This is a genomic window from Paenibacillus sp. AN1007, assembly GCF_040702995.1.
Classification (GTDB): Bacteria; Bacillota; Bacilli; order Paenibacillales; family Paenibacillaceae; genus Paenibacillus.
The window spans coordinates 6,444,690-6,464,428 of sequence record NZ_CP159992.1 but is presented as its reverse complement, the minus strand read 5'-3'; the positions used below and the strand labels follow the sequence as shown (position 1 = coordinate 6,464,428).

General features: G+C 49.3%; 16 protein-coding genes. 10 read left to right on the top strand and 6 right to left on the bottom strand.

The window, feature by feature from the left end; all coding sequences use genetic code 11:
- Window position 1 precedes the first annotated feature (1 nt).
- The 6 genes from ABXS70_RS28930 to ABXS70_RS28905 form a co-directional block, all read right to left on the bottom strand.
- Complete coding sequence (locus ABXS70_RS28930) at window positions 2-775, bottom strand: lysophospholipid acyltransferase family protein (RefSeq protein WP_342553099.1); 774 nt, start codon at window positions 773-775, stop codon at window positions 2-4.
- On the bottom strand, window positions 744-1,514 hold the full coding sequence (locus ABXS70_RS28925; RefSeq protein ID WP_342553100.1) for a carotenoid biosynthesis protein: 771 nt from the start codon (window positions 1,512-1,514) through the stop codon (window positions 744-746). The genes ABXS70_RS28930 and ABXS70_RS28925 overlap by 32 nt, the downstream gene beginning before the upstream one ends.
- Window positions 1,514-2,386, bottom strand: a complete 873-nt coding sequence (locus ABXS70_RS28920) for a phytoene/squalene synthase family protein (protein WP_342553101.1) — start codon at window positions 2,384-2,386, stop codon at window positions 1,514-1,516. Before ABXS70_RS28920 ends, ABXS70_RS28925 begins: the two co-directional genes overlap by 1 nt.
- Window positions 2,383-3,846: a phytoene desaturase family protein gene (gene crtI / locus ABXS70_RS28915; protein ID WP_342553102.1), complete on the bottom strand. Its 1,464-nt coding sequence runs from the start codon at window positions 3,844-3,846 to the stop codon at window positions 2,383-2,385. The genes ABXS70_RS28920 and crtI (ABXS70_RS28915) overlap by 4 nt, the downstream gene beginning before the upstream one ends.
- Window positions 3,843-5,393, bottom strand: coding sequence for a phytoene desaturase family protein (gene crtI, locus ABXS70_RS28910; protein ID WP_342553103.1), 1,551 nt, complete (start codon window positions 5,391-5,393; stop codon window positions 3,843-3,845). Before crtI (ABXS70_RS28910) ends, crtI (ABXS70_RS28915) begins: the two co-directional genes overlap by 4 nt.
- A 380-nt stretch (window positions 5,394-5,773) precedes the next feature.
- Window positions 5,774-6,721, bottom strand: a complete 948-nt coding sequence (locus ABXS70_RS28905) for a MerR family transcriptional regulator (protein ID WP_342553104.1) — start codon at window positions 6,719-6,721, stop codon at window positions 5,774-5,776.
- A gap of 218 nt (window positions 6,722-6,939) precedes the next feature.
- On the opposite strand from ABXS70_RS28905, the gene ABXS70_RS28900 reads away from it, so the two are divergent.
- The 10 genes from ABXS70_RS28900 to ABXS70_RS28855 all read left to right on the top strand — a co-directional run bounded on the left by ABXS70_RS28900 (window position 6,940) and on the right by ABXS70_RS28855 (window position 19,690).
- Window positions 6,940-8,436 carry a phospholipase D family protein gene (locus ABXS70_RS28900; RefSeq protein ID WP_342553105.1) on the top strand — a complete coding sequence of 499 codons (1,497 nt, stop codon included), beginning with the start codon at window positions 6,940-6,942 and terminating at the stop codon, window positions 8,434-8,436.
- A 258-nt stretch (window positions 8,437-8,694) separates the two neighbouring features.
- Window positions 8,695-9,309 carry a TetR/AcrR family transcriptional regulator gene (locus ABXS70_RS28895; protein WP_366292865.1) on the top strand — a complete coding sequence of 205 codons (615 nt, stop codon included), beginning with the start codon at window positions 8,695-8,697 and terminating at the stop codon, window positions 9,307-9,309.
- A gap of 5 nt (window positions 9,310-9,314) precedes the next feature.
- The gene (locus ABXS70_RS28890; RefSeq protein WP_342553107.1) at window positions 9,315-9,671 is read left to right on the top strand and encodes a multidrug efflux SMR transporter; all 357 of its coding nucleotides are present in this window, start codon (window positions 9,315-9,317) and stop codon (window positions 9,669-9,671) included.
- Window positions 9,671-9,985, top strand: a complete 315-nt coding sequence (locus tag ABXS70_RS28885; RefSeq protein WP_342553108.1) for a multidrug efflux SMR transporter — start codon at window positions 9,671-9,673, stop codon at window positions 9,983-9,985. Before ABXS70_RS28890 ends, ABXS70_RS28885 begins: the two co-directional genes overlap by 1 nt.
- Window positions 9,986-10,158: 173 nt before the next feature.
- On the top strand, window positions 10,159-10,290 hold the full coding sequence (locus ABXS70_RS28880) for a hypothetical protein (protein ID WP_342553109.1): 132 nt from the start codon (window positions 10,159-10,161) through the stop codon (window positions 10,288-10,290).
- 255 nt (window positions 10,291-10,545) lie between these two features.
- Window positions 10,546-11,493: a TetR/AcrR family transcriptional regulator gene (locus ABXS70_RS28875; RefSeq protein WP_342553110.1), complete on the top strand. Its 948-nt coding sequence runs from the start codon at window positions 10,546-10,548 to the stop codon at window positions 11,491-11,493.
- Window positions 11,494-11,526: 33 nt separating this feature from the next.
- Window positions 11,527-14,787, top strand: coding sequence for an efflux RND transporter permease subunit (locus tag ABXS70_RS28870; RefSeq protein WP_366292860.1), 3,261 nt, complete (start codon window positions 11,527-11,529; stop codon window positions 14,785-14,787).
- Between the two features lie 420 nt (window positions 14,788-15,207).
- Window positions 15,208-17,421 carry a methyl-accepting chemotaxis protein gene (locus ABXS70_RS28865; RefSeq protein WP_342553112.1) on the top strand — a complete coding sequence of 738 codons (2,214 nt, stop codon included), beginning with the start codon at window positions 15,208-15,210 and terminating at the stop codon, window positions 17,419-17,421.
- A gap of 133 nt (window positions 17,422-17,554) precedes the next feature.
- Window positions 17,555-18,556 (top strand): GTP 3',8-cyclase MoaA, encoded by a 1,002-nt coding sequence (gene moaA / locus ABXS70_RS28860; RefSeq protein WP_342553113.1) that lies wholly within the window; start codon window positions 17,555-17,557, stop codon window positions 18,554-18,556.
- A gap of 297 nt (window positions 18,557-18,853) precedes the next feature.
- The gene (locus tag ABXS70_RS28855; protein ID WP_342553114.1) at window positions 18,854-19,690 is read left to right on the top strand and encodes a methyl-accepting chemotaxis protein; all 837 of its coding nucleotides are present in this window, start codon (window positions 18,854-18,856) and stop codon (window positions 19,688-19,690) included.
- Window positions 19,691-19,739 lie beyond the last annotated feature (49 nt).

Genomic DNA, 19,739 nt, shown 5'->3' with positions numbered 1-19,739 from the left:
GTTATCGGTTCACCCGCTTTCTTGCCTTATCGTATTTCTCGCTAGTGGAACGCATACCCCGAATCAATGACCTCGCATCCGGTAGACTTCCTTGTCCAAGTCGAATCAACGCTGATCTGTGATCATTCAGCTGCTGCTCCAGTACAATGCCCAGCCGCTCTGCGATCTCTTCACTCTTCCACACGTTCCAATTTTCCATGATTGGTGGGCCAGCCTTCATTGAAATTTCCGGCAGGTCATGCTGAACCATGCCATGACATAAGGTGACTGGCACGGCAGCAGCCTGCGGAAAACGACGAAGCACAAGTCCGATACCCGGACGGAACTGAATCGGCCGCGCCTCCTGATGAAGAATTTCACCCTGCGGGAAAATCCAGACCCTTTTGCCAGCAGCCAGCAGCTCACTCGTATACTGCAGCGATGTCCGCACACCAGAAGCACTGTCTTTATTAATTGAATACGCCCCAAGTTTGCGAAAAAAAGCATACTGCCGAAGCTGCCGCTCCTCCATCATCACATAATGATCCCCGCGCGAGGTTTGCTTCGCCGCATGATACAGCAGCAGTCCATCCCACCACGAACTGTGGTTCATGAAATAAACAACAGGCTGATCCGGTGCCATAGGCAGCATCCCTTTCGCGCCATTACGTTCCATCATCTGCGGGTCAAGCGAACCCGAGAGCGTAAACGAACGGAAATGTCTGCGCAGCAAATAATAATGGTTGTACAGCGAGAAGACTCGGTCAAACGCTTTGGACTTTGCGGCGCGGATCATACAGCCAGCTCCCCTCAGCAAGCAGCACACCTGCAATGGCAATGATGAAACTGCCTGTTATCCCTTCCTTAAGGGCAAGCAGACCGAACAAAAGAATAAATAGCTGGTACAGCCATTTTGCCCGGAGTAAAGAACGTCGATCCTTCGGCATAGCCGGCAAAAAGAGAGACAGCAATGCGCCCATAATGAACCAGCTGATGTAGTTTGTCCACGGGACACCATAGAACCCGCCCGGAGCCTGCCATTCCCAAAATCCTCTTGCATGAGCCACAGGGTCAAGTACCAAATCCAGCACAATGGCCCAAAATCCCGTTTTGAGGGCTCGCACTAACTTACCACCCCACGTTGATCCGCCGCCGCTGATCAGTGCCGAATTGCCCACGACGGCAATCCAGGCAAATCCAAGCGTTACCGGAACGCTGAACAGATGTATGCCGAAGAAATCCGAGTAAGCGTACTCGCCAAAAGGCCAGTGTGTATGTACACCGATCCATTCCACGCCCATCCCGCCCAGCCAGATGATGAAAGAAGATATCCAGAGGCCGGGACGCAGCCATTTGACTGACTGGTCGGACAGATCAGATCGGTAATTTTGCTTCTGATAGATAAGATCCAGTACACAAAGTGCGTAAAACACCAGAAAGAGTCCATTGGAAAAAGATAACGCCTCAGGCACACCTATCGTAAGCATCAGGATGGCACCGATGGCATACCAGACCCAGTATACCCACTGAACCATCAGGATACCGCCATTCGGGAAGCTTGATACGCCAGCATCGGATAACGTTTCACAATCGCACCCAGCATCTCCAGTTTCAATTCATCGCTGACATAAGCCCGTTTCGTGTATACATCGTAGTCGTTACGCTCCACGGCGTGCAGAATCGTCGAATAGAAGGCCGCGGCTAACTCAATCGAAAAGGCACTCTCTACCGGATAGGTGTCCAGACGATCCATGCCGATCCGGAACCAGTTTAAAGCTGCATCTTTCAAATCCTGAATAATGGCAATAAATCGATCATCCACAACACCGTCTTCCCAGTCCTGCTCGGAGTAGCCGTGTTTCTCCATGATCTCCAGCGGTACATAGCGGCGCATTCTGGCCCGGTCTTCACCTACGTCACGAATAATGTTCACGATCTGCATGCCTTTACCCAGTGCAATACCATTCATCGCCACTTCCGCACCGTTATCATTACGCAGCACAGGCAGCAGCATTTCCCCTACCGTTCCAGCAACCAGATAACAATAGTGTTCCAGCTGTTTCAGCGTTGTATAATGGGTCACTTCCAGATCCGTTAATTGTCCTTCCATCTGACGGAAAAACGGGCCTTTGTCCAGATGAGGGAAGCTGCTGAACAGCCATCTCAGGGCCGGCCAGATAAAATGTCCTTCCGCCTCTTCGAGGTGTTCAAATAAATCACGAATCTCATGGATCGTATATGTTGATTGTTCGGGTTCATCTACACTGTCATCAATCATGCGGCAGAACGCATAGATAACATACACCGCCTCGCGGCGGGGACTTGGCAGGCCTTTAAATGCCTGATAAAAAGACGAGGAGCCCTTCTGCATCAACTCTTCACACCTGCTCAAAATTGCTTCGTTCATTTCCCCATCTCCTTCATGAGTTGATTGACAGCCATCCTTGCGCCCTGCATCACAATAGGCACGCCGCCTCCTGGATGTACCGAAGCCCCGGCAGCGTACAAACCTTGAATTTTCGGAAACGGCTTAGGCTGCGGGCGATATACTCCGGACTGAAACAGGACAGGAGCAATGCCAAAGCTTCCTCCGCCATAAAGGCCGTCACGCGCGGCGTCGGCTGGTGTACGTACCTTTTTCCACTGCAGCGCTGCACGCAGTCCCGGGAATCCCCGCTCTTCCGCTTCCTGAAGCACCCGTTCTGCCAGCGCCTCACTCTCCTGTTCCCAGTGCACGCCCTCTGCGTCCGGTACCGGAATGAGAAAATACAGTACGCTCTGTTCCGGAGGTGCAGCTGTCTCGTCCACCGCAGCCGGATTGAATACGTAAAAGGATGGCTTCGCCGGAATGCGGCGCTCGTTGAACACTTGGCGCAAACTACCATCCAGACTTGGCGGCAGGAAAAACTGATGCGCTGCGGCATCATCCCACCTTTTGTCTGCTCCAGCATAGATCAGTACACATCCCGATGAAGGCCGATACGGCTTGCGTTTCACGGGTGCTTCCGGTATCTGCTTGAGCAGCCCGCTCAAGTTCGGAAAATCCCCGTTGTAGATTACGGCATCCACCTCTTCAGCACCTTCAGCCGTTTCAATACCCTCGCATACTCCATGGCTGATCTTCAATCCGGTAACCTCTGTATTCAGCTTGATCTTGCCGCCGCGAGAGAGCAGTTCCTGCTCCAAAATAACGGGCAGAGCCGCGTAACCGCCCTTCACCATCCAGATGCCATACTCATGCTCGGCGTAAGGAAGCAATGAATAAATGCCCGGTGTGCCAAAGGGCGATCCACCGATATACAAACTTTGCAGCGAATACGCATCGAGCAGTTCTTCATGTTCGAAATAATCCCCTACTGCCTTCCGCACACTCTTGTGCGCACGCAGCCTGCCCATAAGCGCCATGAGCGAAGGGGTGAAGAAGTCCCTTTTGCGAGGAAACATCTGCTCCAGAAAGGCTGCCCGTCCTGCGGGAAACAACGTATCCATATCCTCCATGAATCTCGTGAATCCACGACCTTCTCCCGGGAACAACCGTTCAATCTCTGCGGTCTGCTCCACCCGGTCTGTCATCTTGGTCATAACACGTCCACTGTGATAGTGCACCCGGTATAAAGGATCACAGCGCAGCAGCTCAATTTTGGAGCGATCGACACCGGCCTCTTCCAGAATGCCAAGCAGCATCTCGGGCAGCAGGACAATCGTTGGCCCCTGATCAATCCGGTAATCCCCTTCCTGTTCAAAAGCAATCCGTCCACCTACGCGGGAGCCTCGCTCGTACACCGTAACATCCCATCCCTGACGGTTCAGCAGCAAAGCTGAGGTAAGCCCTCCAATTCCTGCACCTACAACAGCAGCCCGCTTCATGAGTGTCCTCCGGCCCGGGCAGTCTTCACGTAGGAGGATGGCTTGGTACGTCTCCGTGCATCCTCTTCCTGAATCAATCTGACACTGATTCGCGCCGATTCGAAAATGGTCGGCAAGCCGCTGCCCGGATGGGTACCTCCGCCCACCAGCCAAACGCGTTCCAATTCCTCAAACTGATTATGCGGTCTGAGATACATCATCTGACCCAGGTTATGAGCCATGTTGAACGTAGCCCCTTGGTATACGTCCAGTTCATTCTGCCAATCCAGCGGGGTGAACATCATGCATTCTTCAATGCGCCCACGGATATCTGCCAGTTCAGGAATCGCTTCGAGCCGCTTCAGCATAGCTTCCTGCACTTTCGCTCGTTCGGCCTCCCAATCGATATCTCCTGTAAGGTTTGGTGTCGGCATCAGCACATAAAGTGCAGATTTTCCTGCCGGAGCGAGTGTCGGATCGAGCCTCGATGGGTTATGAACATATAGAGACGGGTCTGCAGACAGTATTTTGTGTTTGGTAATTTCGTCTACGTTTACCCGGTAATCTTCCGGAAAATAGATCGAATGATGCGGCAGGCCGATCTCGCCATCTACACCCAGATACAGCATCGCTGTGGAACAGGAATATTTTTTTCGCTTCATTTTTTCGGGTGTATATTTTTTAAGTACGCCAGGTTCGAACAAATGGTTCACTGCATGGGCAAAGTCGGCATTGACTACGACATGATCGGCTTCAATCCGTTCACCGTTTTCAAGCAGTACACCCTCTGCGCGACCATCACGAACAATAACCTGCTTCACAGGTGTACTCGTGTGAATACGTCCGCCATTCTCTTCAACGACATCGGCCATCGCTTGGAATACCCGATTCACGCCGCCGATTGGATGAAACAGTCCGTATTGGTGCTCGATAAACGATAGAATCGTAAACGTCCCCGGACAATCCCATGCGGACATGCCCAAATACTTGGACTGGAACGTAAATGCCCAGCGCAGACGTTCATCGGTAAAATAACGGGAAAGAATGCCGTACACGGTATTATTTATATCAAGCTTAGGCAGTGCGGTAATCGCATCTTTGCGTAAATAATCGGTGAGTTTGCCAAATGGACGGCGGAGCAGCGGCATGACTTTGCCAAACTTCACTTCCTCGTCCCGCATGTACCGGAGGTAATTCTCTTCGTTGCCGGGGAACAGCTCCTTGATCTGTGCTGCTGTATCCTCCCGATTGCGTGAAGGCGTGAATACCTTATCTCCAAAGTTCAAAGCGTACAGCGGGGTCAGTTCTTTCATATCTACATAATCAGACAGCTTGCGTCCGACCACGTCAAACATTTCTTCAATCAGCTGAGGCATCATCAAAAACGTAGCCCCGCGATCAAACTTGTATTCACCAAGCTCCAGACGGGAAGAACGTCCGCCAATGGCCTGCTGTTTCTCGTACACGTCAACCTCATAACCCTGACCGGACAATAACATGGCCGCTGCAAGTCCACCCGGACCTGCGCCAATGACAGCTGCACGTTTGCGTTGTTGATTCGGTATCATGCCACTCACCTTTCTATGTAGGGAATATCTCTAGTTCTCAAGCCCCTAACCTATTATTAAACCGCTCGGTAACACTTTAAGCGGCTAAACCGAAAAACATTATACAAATGATGTACAAATATTATACGACAAGTAAAACATAAAATGACCGACGGGTCAAATTAATTCTCTTTTTATACGCTAATGTCCTGAACACCCCATTCAAAATGGCACCTAACAGGAAAAATATCATCTTTCAACTTTGTCCCGATATCCTCATTATTCACCACAAAAAAAACATCCTTTGATCTTTCGATCAGAGGATGTCCGCTATATATGAATCTATTCCACCGACGTTCGCCTTATGTCCGTTCGATCAGCAGTCGCCGTATGTTTAATTGTTATCCTCTCGCCTGTTCAGCCCCGAACGGTCGTTCTGTAAAATATTCTCGTTCGATCCAAGACTGCCAGTCTGCCGAATCTTCAGGCATGATCCACTCCGGGTAACGAGCATTCTCCGCACGTTCAAACCCTTTGCCCCCAAGCACGAAACGGATCTGAGGGAACTCGTCCTGAATTCGGCCAATCAACTGGTCGCAAGCTTCAACAAGTCCAGGGTTTGTGATGGATAGACAGACTAATTTGATTTTCTGCTCACGGAGGATTGGAAATACCCCTTCTTCCGGCGTATTGGCTCCGAGATACAGGACTTCTGCTCCATTTTTACGCATAAATAGAGAGAACAGCAGTAAACCAACCTGGTGATGCTCCCCTTCCGGACAAAGAGCCAGAACTTTGGGCAGATGCGGATAGATCGGGAACAGATGGAAAAACTGATAAAACCGCTGTGAAATCAGCTGTGTCATGAAGTGCTCCTGCGCTACCGTTGCACGCCCCTCTTCCCATGCGTCTCCAACCCGAACAAGAATCGGTACGAGCACATGGTAGAACATGCTGTCATATCCGTACATCGTGAAGCCAAAATCAATCAAACCGTTGGCACGCTCACCCTGAAAATGGTAAAGAGAGTCATAGATCTGATCTGCCATCTGTGCATAAGCCTCTTCCATCACAGGTACCGGTGGAACCATCGGCATGGCTGCAGCAGCTTCTGCATCGGGCACATTCGCTTTCCTGACCTTTAACATGCGTACAGCCTCGGAGATGCTGGCCTGATGCTGATCAATCTGTTCTTTCAGCCAGCGCAGATCCGCAATATTCTCTTCCGTGTACATGCGATAACCCGAATCCGTCCGCTCAGGGGTGACTGCATTATACCGACTTTCCCAAGCCCGGAGCGTGACCGCCTGAATGCCCAGCATAGCAGCGACTTGTTTGATGGAATACACGCGATTACCTACTTTCTCTCCATAAACGTTCTACAAAAATAATACGTTCATTATACACAACGGCTCTGCGGCTGTCGATTCATCCAAATCAAATTACCTGATTCGGCCTGTAACAGACCCTCATGTCACCCACACAACATCCGAATCATGTCTCCTGCGTCAACATCGCTATCCATGTGGTAATAAACGTCAGCAAACAGAAAAGGGGGAATCCACCGTTGGTTTCATTGCGCCGCCATACCTCTGACCGCAGATCTTCTCGTGGCAAATTTCCATACATACGCACAGCACTTGTATTACTTATCCTTTGGCTTATTGCGGTTATGCTCTATCAGACCTATAAACCGCTGCCGCCAGGCATCTCTTATGAAAGCCAGGAATACCGGGTGAAGAATATGGAGTTCCTTCATGATCTCACATACCCTTCTTCCGATGGACAGATGCAGCATGAACAGCAGATTTTTCAGCGCATGCTGCAGGTCGTCGAGGATGCAGAACAGTTTGTTCTGGTTGATATGTTTCTATTCAACAACTACCAGCACAAGGGGCAGAACTTCCCACCTGTCAGTCAAGAGTTTACCGATGCGCTCATTGCCAAAAAAATGAAGCATCCCGACATGGACATCTGGTTCATTACGGATGAAGTAAACACCAACTATAACTCCGCTCCCAATCAACTACTGGAAGAGATGAAACAGGCTGACATACAGGTCGTTGTCACTAATGATGATCCACTACGGGATTCTACACCGGTGTATTCTGCGGTCTGGCGCACGTTCTTCCAGTGGTTTGGTCAGTCCGGGAAGGGGTGGATTCCTAACCTGATGGCGACAGATGGTCCCGATGTCACGCTGCGTTCGTATCTAAAACTGCTGAACGTGAAGGCAAATCACCGCAAGGTGGTTGCCAGTGAAAAGACGGCTATTGTATCCTCAGGCAACATTCATGATCCCAGCGCGTACCATTCCAACATTGGATTTGAAGTCAACGGGCCAATCATTGGTGATATCATTCAATCGGAGCAGGCTGTTGTCGATATATCCGGTGGAGGTCAGCTGCCCACATATACCGATACTTCCGAGACCTCCCCGTCCGGGAAACCGAGCGAAAATGATGGACCTATTCGCCTGCGATATTTGACCGAAGGCAAAGTCAATGATGCTTTGCTGAGTGAGCTTAGCCAAGCGGAAAAAGGGGATACAATCTGGATGGGCATGTTCTATATCGCTTCACCCAAAGTACTGGAGGCATTACTGGACGCCTCGGAGCGAGGAGCCGACATCCGGCTTATACTTGATCCCAACGAAAATGCCTTCGGTCAGGAGAAGATCGGTATCCCCAATCGTCCTGTGGCCGCTGAGCTGCATGACAAATCGAACGGAAAAATCCAGATTCGCTGGTACAACACCACCAAAGAGCAGTACCATACCAAGATGATGTATATCGCGAAGGCTGCTGGAGATCATATCGTACTCGGCGGGTCAACCAATTTCACCCCCCGGAATCTGAATGATTATAATCTGGAAAATAACATTTGGGCTGCAGCCCCGGCAGACAATGCATTTACCGTCGACATTGCAAATTATTTCAAGCGTATCTGGACGAACGAGGATGCCGAGTTCACTTTGAATTTGGAGGAGTTTCAGGAGAAAACAACCTTCCTGAAAGGCATTCTGTACAAACTGCAGCTTATTCTCGGCTTTACTACCTTCTGATGATCGGCGCATTTGTACCCGTTGAACAAAAGGGTATTTACACGTTCACTTTTCAGGCTCTATCCGTTCTCTCCGTTTTGTGAATGGATCTGCTGAGCCCTATATAACGACTTCATATCACAACAAAATTCAAATTTATCCACTTAGCGAAATACATCCGTCTGCACTCTTCACGTGCGGCGGATGTATTTTCATTCTTGACATATAATATGAATCGTGAAAAAATGTTACCTAACGACCGTTAGGAAGGTGAATATAATGACTGCATATTCTATCCGGGATGCAGCCCTGTTTCATTTTGCAAGAGACGGCTACGAAGGGGCCTCGCTGAGAGCGATCGCTGATGAAGTCGGGATTAAGAAACCCTCTATATATGCGCATTTCAGCGGCAAAGAAGATCTGTTTATGAGCACGCTGGACCATGCATTTCATGAAGTACGTCGGCACACTCTGGAATATTTCCGGGATCATGCCCACCTGCCGCTGGAAGAGCGTCTGCGGGGACTGCTGGTGTGGTTTGAACAGGAATATCAGGATCATGCTTCTGCCAGGCTGATGCTCCGCAATTGTTATTATCCGCCGCCGGATCTGTACAGTCATGTGATGGACCTGGTGTATCCATTTCTGGATGGGATGGAGCGTACTTTATCCAGACTGCTACAGCGAGCAATTCGCGAAGGAGATATTCCGCCTGTTTCTGCCGAACAGGCCGCCATCGCTTTTATGACATTTCTCGATGGCATTACGGTTGAGATTATCTACGGAAGCTCACGTCGGTATAAACGACGCCTCGATGCAGCCTGGCCCGTCTTTTGGATTGGAATACACAGCATGAATAAAGAGGCACTTCCTGTTGTGCCAGAAGGAGATTAAACATCATGAACCGCAACTGGTTATACGTTTTTATAGGAGGAATCATTGAAATTGTCTGGGTCAGCGGATTGAAGCATGCCTCGAATGCCTGGGAATGGGCATTGACAGCAATCGCCATTATGATCAGCTTCGGGCTTATTATTGCCGCTGCCAAAAGACTGCCCGTTGGTACGGTCTACGCCGTGTTTACAGGGATTGGTACAGCCGGTACAGTGTTGACCGAAATGCTGCTGTTCGGTGAGCCGTTCCGTTTGACTAAAATGCTGCTGATCGGACTGCTCCTCTGCGGCGTCATTGGACTGAAGCTGGTAACAGACCAGCAGGAAAATCAGAAACCACAGGTTAAAGGAGGTGCCGTCTAATGGCATGGCTTGCAATTGTAGGTGCGGGAATCTGTGAAATTTTTGGGGTCATCGGCATTAACGGGGCTTCTACGCGCAAGGGCTGGCCTTATATTGTCCTGATGCTGGTATCGTTTGTGTTCAGCTTTTCGCTGTTATCCTATGCCATGACATCCATTCCTATGGGTACAGCCTATGCGGTATGGACAGGAATCGGTACGGTGGGAAGTACCGCAACGGGTATGCTTCTGTTTGGGGAGCGAAAGGAAGCGAAGCGGCTGCTGTTCATTGCGATGATTTTGGTGGCAGCGGTTGGATTGAAAATTATTACGTAATGTAATGCAGCATGAGGCTCATTATACATTCCGAAAGGCGACTTCAATCAGGAAGTCGTCTTTTGTAAGTACAATTTTTCAGGTAGAATATTTTAGGTATGATAGGCCGTTTGGGATATAATGTAATACGTGAGCAAATCTTGTTAGCTCAGCGGAATAAAGGAGGGGATTACTTGAAGAAAAAATGGTTGGTACGTATCAGTGCATACACGGGGTACTCCATTTTGATAGTACTGGCACTCTTCTATCTCGTCTCTCTGGCAGCAGTTCTCATGCTTGCTATTTTCGATTTTCAGGGAGCATAGTCTCTTTTCTTTTCTCTTACCTTCGCTCTGCCTCCACTTCATTAAACTTTGCTTCCTCTTCATTCTCTTGTCCTGAGGAGGCTTCAGAGCCTGTTCAATGCATTTTTTCCAGTTCACTCTCAGTCGAATTTAGGTTCGTTTTCACCCCCTGCATCGCGCACATTTGTAATCCCTCATTTACATCGTTTATACTTAGTTTGACCATAAAGTCAATTCAAGAACTCAAGAGTTCCCAGTGAGGTGAACGTACCCTTCATGAACCCGATCCATGGGATGAACGAAAAGAGAAAACTGATCATCACTACAGCGCTCAAGCTGTTTGCTGCCAAGGGCAGTGCCGCCACCTCCATGCAGGAGATTGCCGAGTTATGCGGGATGTCCAAAGGCAGCTTATATCTGATGTTCAAGTCCAAAGAAGAGCTGGAAGCGAGTACCCTGGAGTACTGTGTATACATTCTGATGGACGAGATGTCCCAGATTGAGCAGGAAACCAGCCTGTCATCCAGAGAGCGGCTGCAGAAACAGATCGAGGTGCTGCTGACACACGTCTCCGAATTAAAGGAATTTTTGCGCGTGCAGATGCGAAGCATGATGATGGACGATGAGCAGCTGCGTAAGGAACGCTGCACCCCTCAGCAAAGAGATATCGAGATTCGTACACTGCATTGGTTCAAAAGCAAGCTGGAGGACCTGTACGGCTCCGAGATTGAACCTTATACAATCGATCTCATCTTACTAACGAATGGGCTTCTTCTATCGTATGTGAAAATCTGGTTTACTGAAATGCCGAACCTTACGGTAAACAAAATGGCAGCCAACCTCCTGCTGTCGTTGGATTATGCAGCACAGGGTTATCTGCAGCATCGGCCCGTACCGCTCATTCCACTAGAGCAGTGGCCTGCCTGGATCGCCGAACCCCAATCGGATGTTACCATGCTGCGCCATCCTGCCCATATTCTGAAACAGATGCAGGATACTGCTTCAAGCGAGCTGCCTGCAGGACAATCCAGAAATGATGTACTTGAGACCCTTGCCATACTTAGGCAGGAGATCATGGAATTTTCCCCAAGACGCGCGATCATTCTCGGCATGATGCGTAACCTGGAAGGCGTGACTATCCTTAAACCTATGCACTCCGAGCTTCAGTACATTATGGATACCATGTATAACCGGTTTATCCAGGCTGACTCGTCACAAACATAAACAGGAGAAACAGAGAGGAGAAGTAACCAACATATGAAAGGAATTATTAACTTTTCACTGAACAACAAGTTTGCAATCTGGATTCTGACCATCATCATCTCATTCGCAGGTTTATACAGCGGAACGACGATGAAACAGGAGACCATTCCGAACATCAATGTACCGTTTCTGAATGTCACAGCGATTGATCCGGGTGCTGCTCCAGAAGGTATTGTAGAAGATGTCACCAAGCCGCTCGAACAGAAACTGCGCAACGTCGATGGTGTGAAGACAGTCACCTCCACATCAATGGAGAATGCAGCATCCATCACACTTGAGTTCGACTACGGAACCGATCTGACAAACGCAACCGCCACGGTCCGCGAAGCACTCAACGAGGTGCAGCTGCCGGACAGTGTGCAGAAACCAACGATCTCCAAATTCAGCATTAACTCATTCCCCGTTGTATCCCTGAGCCTGTCCGATAAAGACGGCGGTGATCTGGAGGAACTGACGCGACTTGTAGACTCAGACATCAAACCTGCCATCGAAGATATTGACGGTGTAGCGCAAGTTCAGGTTTCCGGTCAATACGTCAAAGAAGTGAAGCTGAAGTTTGACCAGGCCAAAATGGCTGAACTCGGACTACGCGAAGATACGGTGAACGGGATTGTGAAAGGTTCATCCATTCGTGTGCCGCTCGGCCTCTTCGAACTGGACAAATCGCAAAAAGCCGTAGTTGTAGACGGCAATATCATCGGTCTTGATGATCTGAAAAATCTGGCCATCCCCGTTGTGCCAAGCGGAGCTGGCGCTTCTTCCGGCCAGGGTGCTGGAGCGGCGGCAGAACAAGGTGCTGCTGCGCCAGGGGCTTCCCAAGGCGGCGGTGCTCAAGCAGGCCAAGCCACTGGGCAAACTGCCGATCCCTCGGCTCAAGCCGGACAGGATGCAGCAGGCGCTGTACAGGGGTCCAACCCCGCAGCGGGTCAAGCAGGCGGCGGAAGTGCTGCCGGAATTCCAACGATTAAACTGAGTGACGTTGCCAAGATCGAAGTCATTGGTCAAGCTGAGTCGATCTCCCGCACCAACGGCAAGGAATCTATCGGTATCTCCGTGGTAAAATCCAATGATGCCAATACGGTCGATGTCGTTAAGGCGGTCAAAAACAAAGCAGAAGAACTGCAAAAACAGTTTAAAAATGCTGAACTGACTATCCTGCTTGACCAAGGTCAGCCTATTCAGGATTCCGTGAATACGATGCTGGGCAAAGCCGTCTTCGGTGCCCTGTTCGCGATTCTGATTATCCTGCTCTTCCTGCGCAACATCCGTTCAACAATCATCTCCATCATCTCGATTCCGCTCTCCCTGCTCATGGCATTGACGGCGCTCGACCTGATGGATATTACATTGAACATGATGACTCTGGGAGCGATGACCGTTGCGATCGGCCGTGTTGTCGACGACTCCATCGTTGTTATCGAGAACATCTACCGCAGACTGACACTCAAAAATGAGAAACTGAAAGGCCGGGAACTGGTTCGTGAAGCCACTCGCGAGATGTTTATCCCGATCCTCTCCTCTACCATTGTTACGATTGCGGTATTCCTGCCGCTGGCTCTCGTTAGCGGTATGGTCGGAGAGCTGTTCATGCCGTTTGCCTTAACGATGGTATTCGCCCTGCTGGCATCCCTGCTGGTAGCGATCACGATTGTTCCAATGCTGGCACACAGCCTGTTCCGCAAAGGGATCAAGAACAAACAAAATCATGAGAAACCAGGCAAACTGGCTGAAAGCTACAAACGTCTGTTGAACTGGACCCTCTCACATAAGATCATTACCTTCGTTATTGCGGTTATCTTATTGGTCGGCAGTTTGTTCCTGTATCCATTCATCGGCGCAAGCTTCCTGCCGGAGCAGAAAGATAAATTTGTAACGATCACGTACAGCCCGGAAACAGGTTCACTTCGTGAAGATGTAGAAAAAGAAGCATTGGTTGCTGAGAAATGGCTGCTCAAACAGCCGGGTCTGGAGAAAATGCAGTATTCTATCGGCGGCGGCAGTCCACTCGCCAGTATGGGTGGAGGCGGCGGAAACTCGGCACTCTTCTACATTCAGTACAACAAAGACACGAAAGACTTCACCGATGTGAAAAAACAGCTGGTTGAAGGACTGCAGAAGGAAGTTACCAAAGGTTCATGGAAAGAACTCGACATGTCCGGCGGATTCGGCGGCAGCAATTTGAGTCTGTCCATCTACGGGGACAATGTGGAGCAGTTGAAGCCTGTAGCTGAAGAAGTTCTGAAGCTGGTTCAGGCGGACAAGGACTCTTTTGAAAAGGCAGGCACCTCCATCTCGGACACATACGGTCAATATACGCTGGTTGCCGATCAGGAGAAGCTGAGCAAGCTCGGTCTTACGGCAGGTCAACTGGCGATGACACTCAGTCCGGTACGGGAACGTCCGGTTCTCACGGAAGTCGACATCGATAACAAGACCTACAAAGTCTATGTTGAAACGGATAATAAAACATTCAGCAGCATTAAGGATATTGAAAATGAAACAGTTACTTCACCACTGGGTATCCAGGTTCCAATTAAAGATGTAGCAAAAGTGGAAGAAGGTACTTCACCGAACTCCATCATGCGGATTGATGGCAAAGTGGTTGTACAGGTGACAGCGAACATTCTGGCATCCGATGTAACCAAAGCTTCGCAGAACCTGCAGGCAAGCATCGACAAGCTGAACCTGCCGGATGGCGTTGAAGTGAAGTTTGGCGGGACAACAGAACAGATTAATGATACGTTCACGCAGCTCGGTCTGGCGATGCTGGCAGCCATTGCAATTGTATACTTTGTGCTTGTCGTAACCTTTGGCGGCGGACTTGCACCATTCGCAATCCTGTTCTCCCTGCCGTTTACCGTAATCGGGATCATGGTTGGATTGTTCATCGCAGGAGGTACGCTCGACGTATCGGCTATGATGGGTGCATTGATGCTGATCGGTATCGTTGTTACCAACGCCATTGTACTGATTGACCGTGTTATTCATAAGGAAAATGAAGGACTCTCCACTCGTGAAGCGCTGCTGGAAGCAGGGGCTACACGTCTGCGTCCAATCCTGATGACTGCTCTCGCAACTATCGGCGCTCTGCTTCCGCTGGTAACAGGTCTCGAAGAAAGCGCGGGTATCATCTCGAAAGGACTCGGAATTACCGTTATCGGCGGTCTGATCAGTTCCACACTGCTCACGCTTGTAATCGTGCCGATTGTGTATGAGTTCCTGATGAAGTTTAAAAAGAAAAAGATCGTAGATTAATGTGCATCGCAGCTGCGATGTGACATTTATCGCACTGGGAAGATTGTCCCTGATAGGTGCCGGAATGATTGTTTATTCCAGCGCCTGTCAGGTTTTTTTATTTCTTGGGGGACAGACATATGTCTCTAACCTAACGCCCTTGTCCTCACCTGCCTCCAACCCGCTCTGCCCCGCAGCCGCTGCTAAGCTATTCTCCTTTACAAACAGCGTATATTCATTTGTATTAATTGATGAAATATTCGGAAAATTGTACATATCCCCTCGTAATCACATGTGATTTCATGTATAACGTTGGATATAGACATAGAAAAGAGTATATGCAGTCGGCGGCACTGCTGTCATTCCAAGCAACAATTAGCTTGAACTCTCTGAAAACAAAACGATTCAATAGCTGTTCAAAATCCAGAAGTCGGGGTGGTTATGATGTTTGATTGGCTGGGATGGAGAAAAGGATTACCGCTGTGGTGGTCTTATCGGTTGAACGCACACCTGAAGCATGATGTAGAGCAGATTTTTGAAGGGATCGCTGAGACAAGAAGACAGATCATGATGGATTGGGCGAATGATCAGTGGAATCATCTGGATCGAATGCTTCACCAGATGGAATCAGAGATCACCCAAGACATGAAGCTTGAATCATCACGGACAGAGAAACTGAAAACCTGGCTTAAGGCAGGTTATACCCGATCACAGGATAGTACCGAATTGTTTTTACTCGACGAGCAGCATCAGGTTGTATTTTCTACATATCAGAAACATATAGGTCAACGCTATACTGCGCACGAGCATTCTTCTTTTGGACCCGGATTAAACTATGTGCTGACAGATACACCCGCCAGGAAATGCTTGTATGGCCCTTATTCAGATCCTCTTACGCTGGAGATCGGAGCACGCTCATCTACGTTTCATGACGCCATCACCCTGATGTTCATTGTCCCGATTGTACGTCATGGTAAATATTTAGGTGCATTATGCAGTCGTATTCCCGGTGATGTACTCGGTGATCTCATTCAGCGCGAATCGGGACATATCTATCCGGACTCGGGGGATAACTACCTGTTTATGGCTGCATCCGTACTGCGACCTGAACTGCAGCCGGGGACTGCCTTGTCACGGAGCCGCTTCGAAGATCGAACGTTTACCCATGGTGAAAACCTGAAAGACGGCGTAACCACCGACTGGGGTACTGTATGTGTGCAGGAGCATACGGAGCTTGAACTTATGTTCACAGACCCTTCCACGGGCCAATTACACCCGGGCGTATCGAAAACGATTCAGAATGGGTCCAACCTGTTCGCGGCTTATCCTGGTTATTCCGATTATCGCCATATTTCCGTCATAGGTAAGGGCATTACCTTTCAGCTACCCCACTGCCCGGATCGCTGGGGCATGATGTGTGAAGGCGATCTGGAAGAGGTGTACCGCATACGCAGTATTGGATGGCGGCAATTCAAACAGCACAGCATCTATATTGTACTCTCCGCTTTACTTGCAGCTGCCCTGATCTTTGCTCTGACAGGAAGTGGTTGGAGCGCTGCTGCGATTGCCGGCTTTAATCTGATCTTCGGATTTTTTGGCGCACTGCAGCTTCATCGTAAACAGTACAACCGGGTACATGCAGACCTGCACCGCCTCAGTCAATTCATTCGAATTAATGCAGAGGGCAAGGGTGACCTGACCCAGCGTCTTGACACGAACGCTTTTGCTCAAGATGAATCTGGCGAGCTGGCGAAATGGATTAATAATATGATCGATTCTCTCGAAAGCATCATGCTCAAAGTACAGCGGGCCACAGAGGATGTGATGGATAATCAGCACCTCATGCGCACATCCACAGAGACAACCCAGGTTACTACAGATCGTGTTAATCTCAAGCTCGGTTCCATGATTCAGGCCATCCGCACCCAACTGCAGGATTTGGATCAAGCGAAGCAGGCTGCCGATCACATGCGTTTGACGCTGCAGCAGTTGGAGATGTCGGCAAGTGAGCAGATTGGGGTAGCCAGACAGGAAGTAGATCGCATCGGTGACAAAATGATTCAAATATCCAGCACCGTATCCGATACGAATCAGACAATTCTATCGTTCATCGGCACCATGAAAGACATCTATCGCGCCTTGGCGGTCATTGAAGAAATAGCCGCACAGACCAATCTGCTCGCACTGAATGCGACGATTGAAGCTGCTCGTGTCGGAGAACATGGGCGCGGCTTCTCTGTCGTCGCTGAAGAGATTCGCAAGCTTGCTGATGTGTCTCGCTCCTCGACAGAGGATATCCATCAAATTCTGGATCGCATTTCCAATGCTGCAGGCACAGCTTCCAAGCAGATTACCGAAGGAGATCAGGTGCTTGCAGAAGGGACTACTCTCGTTCAGGCCGCATCAGAGCTTCTCAAGAAAGCAACTGCGGAAGAAGCTGAGCGCACACAGGTAGTAGATGAAGTCGTGTTCCTGATGGAAAATATCGCGGCAATCAGCCACCAGAATCGTGCGACTTCCGCCGAAGTGGAAGCCGAGATGATGGCTTTGATTCAGGATATGCTGAAGGTGCAGCAATCTTCCCATGATGTAGAAACGATCACCCTGTTCCTGCGGCAGGTTGTCGGTCAGTTCCAGTTGAATCAGCCTGCCTGATTGCTGTCACCCGACGTCAGCATTGACGCGGATTGGAGAAATAGCTAAAATTTGATGCAGCTGCTGCTTTTATAATTGTCGTATCATTTTATATAGAAGATATCCAATCTGAACCGTTGAAAGGGTGGTCTGCATGGAACTGCTTCAGGATTCATTTGGCCGAATACATGACTACATCCGTATTTCCGTTACGGACCGCTGCAATCTGCGCTGCGTCTACTGTATGCCTGCGGAAGGCATGGAGTTCGCCCCGCATGATGAAATTATGAGCTACGAAGAAATTACGGAAGTATTGAAAGTGCTCGCCCCGATGGGTATGCGTAAGGTTCGGCTCACCGGTGGAGAACCGCTGGTACGCAAAGATCTGCATAAGCTGGTTCGTATGATCTCTGCTATCGACGGCATTGATGACATCGCACTGACCACCAATGCACTGCTGCTGGACAAACAAGCTCAGGCGTTGAAGGACGCAGGTTTAAACCGTATCAATATCAGCCTGGACTCGCTGCAGGCTGATCGGTTCTCGATGATCACACGTGGTGGAGATGTGAATAAAGTATTAAAGGGCATCGAGGCAGCTGCTGCCGTCGGTCTTGCACCGATTAAGCTGAATGTTGTGCTGATGAAAGGTATTAATGATGATGAAATCAAAGACTTCATCGCCATGACCATTGATCAGCCGCTGCATGTGCGATTTATTGAATATATGCCGATCGGACACGCTTCCGATTCCTGGCGCAAATCGTATTTACCGCTGGAGGCTGTGAGCGATGTCTGTAAAGAAGCGGGCTGGACGGTCGAGAATACAGAGGGCCCTGCCGGGAATGGCCCCTCTCGCAATATGCGTATTGCCGGCTCCCAAGGTACATTTGGTCTGATTCATCCCGTGAGTGATCACTTCTGTGATAACTGTAACCGGCTGCGCCTCACAGCTGATGGACATATTAAAGCTTGTCTGTACTGGTCAGATGAGTATAACGTCCGCCGTTATGTGGATGATCCGGATGCGATGGCAGCCCTCTTTCTAAAAGCACTCGGCACCAAACCGAAAAATCATGAGATGGCTATGGCACTGGAGAAAAAGATGCAATCTCATACCCCTACAGTACGGCGTATGTCACAGATTGGCGGATAGAAGTAAGACGTGAAACCAACTACGCAGGCTTTCAGCAAAATGAATGCTGCCGATCGGCTTTAGACCCAACCACCTTTACTAGTCCATATGTAATTAAAACAGACAGGAACGGCTTGTTCCGTCTGTTTTTGCATTTTTTATTCACTTATAAACAATCAAACCCTTTTTCTGATTCAAAAGTTTGCAGAAAATGTAATAGTCTTTATGCCTTTATCAGGTCTAAAATTTGCAAATTGATCTGACGATGTATAATATACACCCAGATGATATACACACATACTATAGGAGCTGACCTTATTGAACATCGTTGAAGCACTCGTTGCAGCAAGTCCTTATTTTAAAATTATGTTGAAGGAACATGATATCATGATTGCCGTAACCGATACCGAAAAATTCTGGTATTACGTTCCGAGCAGCGAGCTTGATCTTGGCATCAAGGCTGGAGATCCGATCTCCCTAGAAGACCCTACACTGCGCCGCGCACTTGTACATGGTGAGACTTCAGCCAATCGTATTGACGCCAAGTTTTATGGTACGGCTATTAATTCGGCTGCCACTCCGCTTTATGATGATGAAGGAAAGATTGCGGGTACGCTTGCTATAGGTTTTTCACTTCAAAACGAAGAAAAACTGGAGTACTTTACCAACCTGATTACAGGTATCAGCGGCAGGCTGTCGGATATGGTACAGACGGTAGCGGCACAATCCGAGCAGCTCACAGCATCCTCCACACAGATTCTGGACAATACCCGACTCGCTGTGAGAAACTCCAGTGAGGTCAACAAAGTGGCCGTATTTATCCGCGAGATTTCGGAGCAGACCAATCTGCTCGGCCTGAACGCAGCCATTGAAGCCGCACGTGCAGGTCAGGCAGGTGCCGGGTTCGGCGTTGTTGCATCCGAAGTGCGTAAACTGTCCACCGGAACCAAAGAGGCTACAGTAAACATCGAACGCTCTCTCAAGGATGTACAATCCTCCATTCAGCAGATGGAGCAGGAGATCACTTCCATTGCTCAGTCCAGCAATGAACAGTCAGAACTCGTAACCGAGTTCAGTGAGATTATTGACCATTTGAACGCAACAAGTCAGGATCTCAAAGTATTCATCGAATCCATGCTTCTAAAGGCCGAATAACCCATGTGTCAGACTCCCCATGTTTATGAAACGGGGAGTCTTTCTGAAT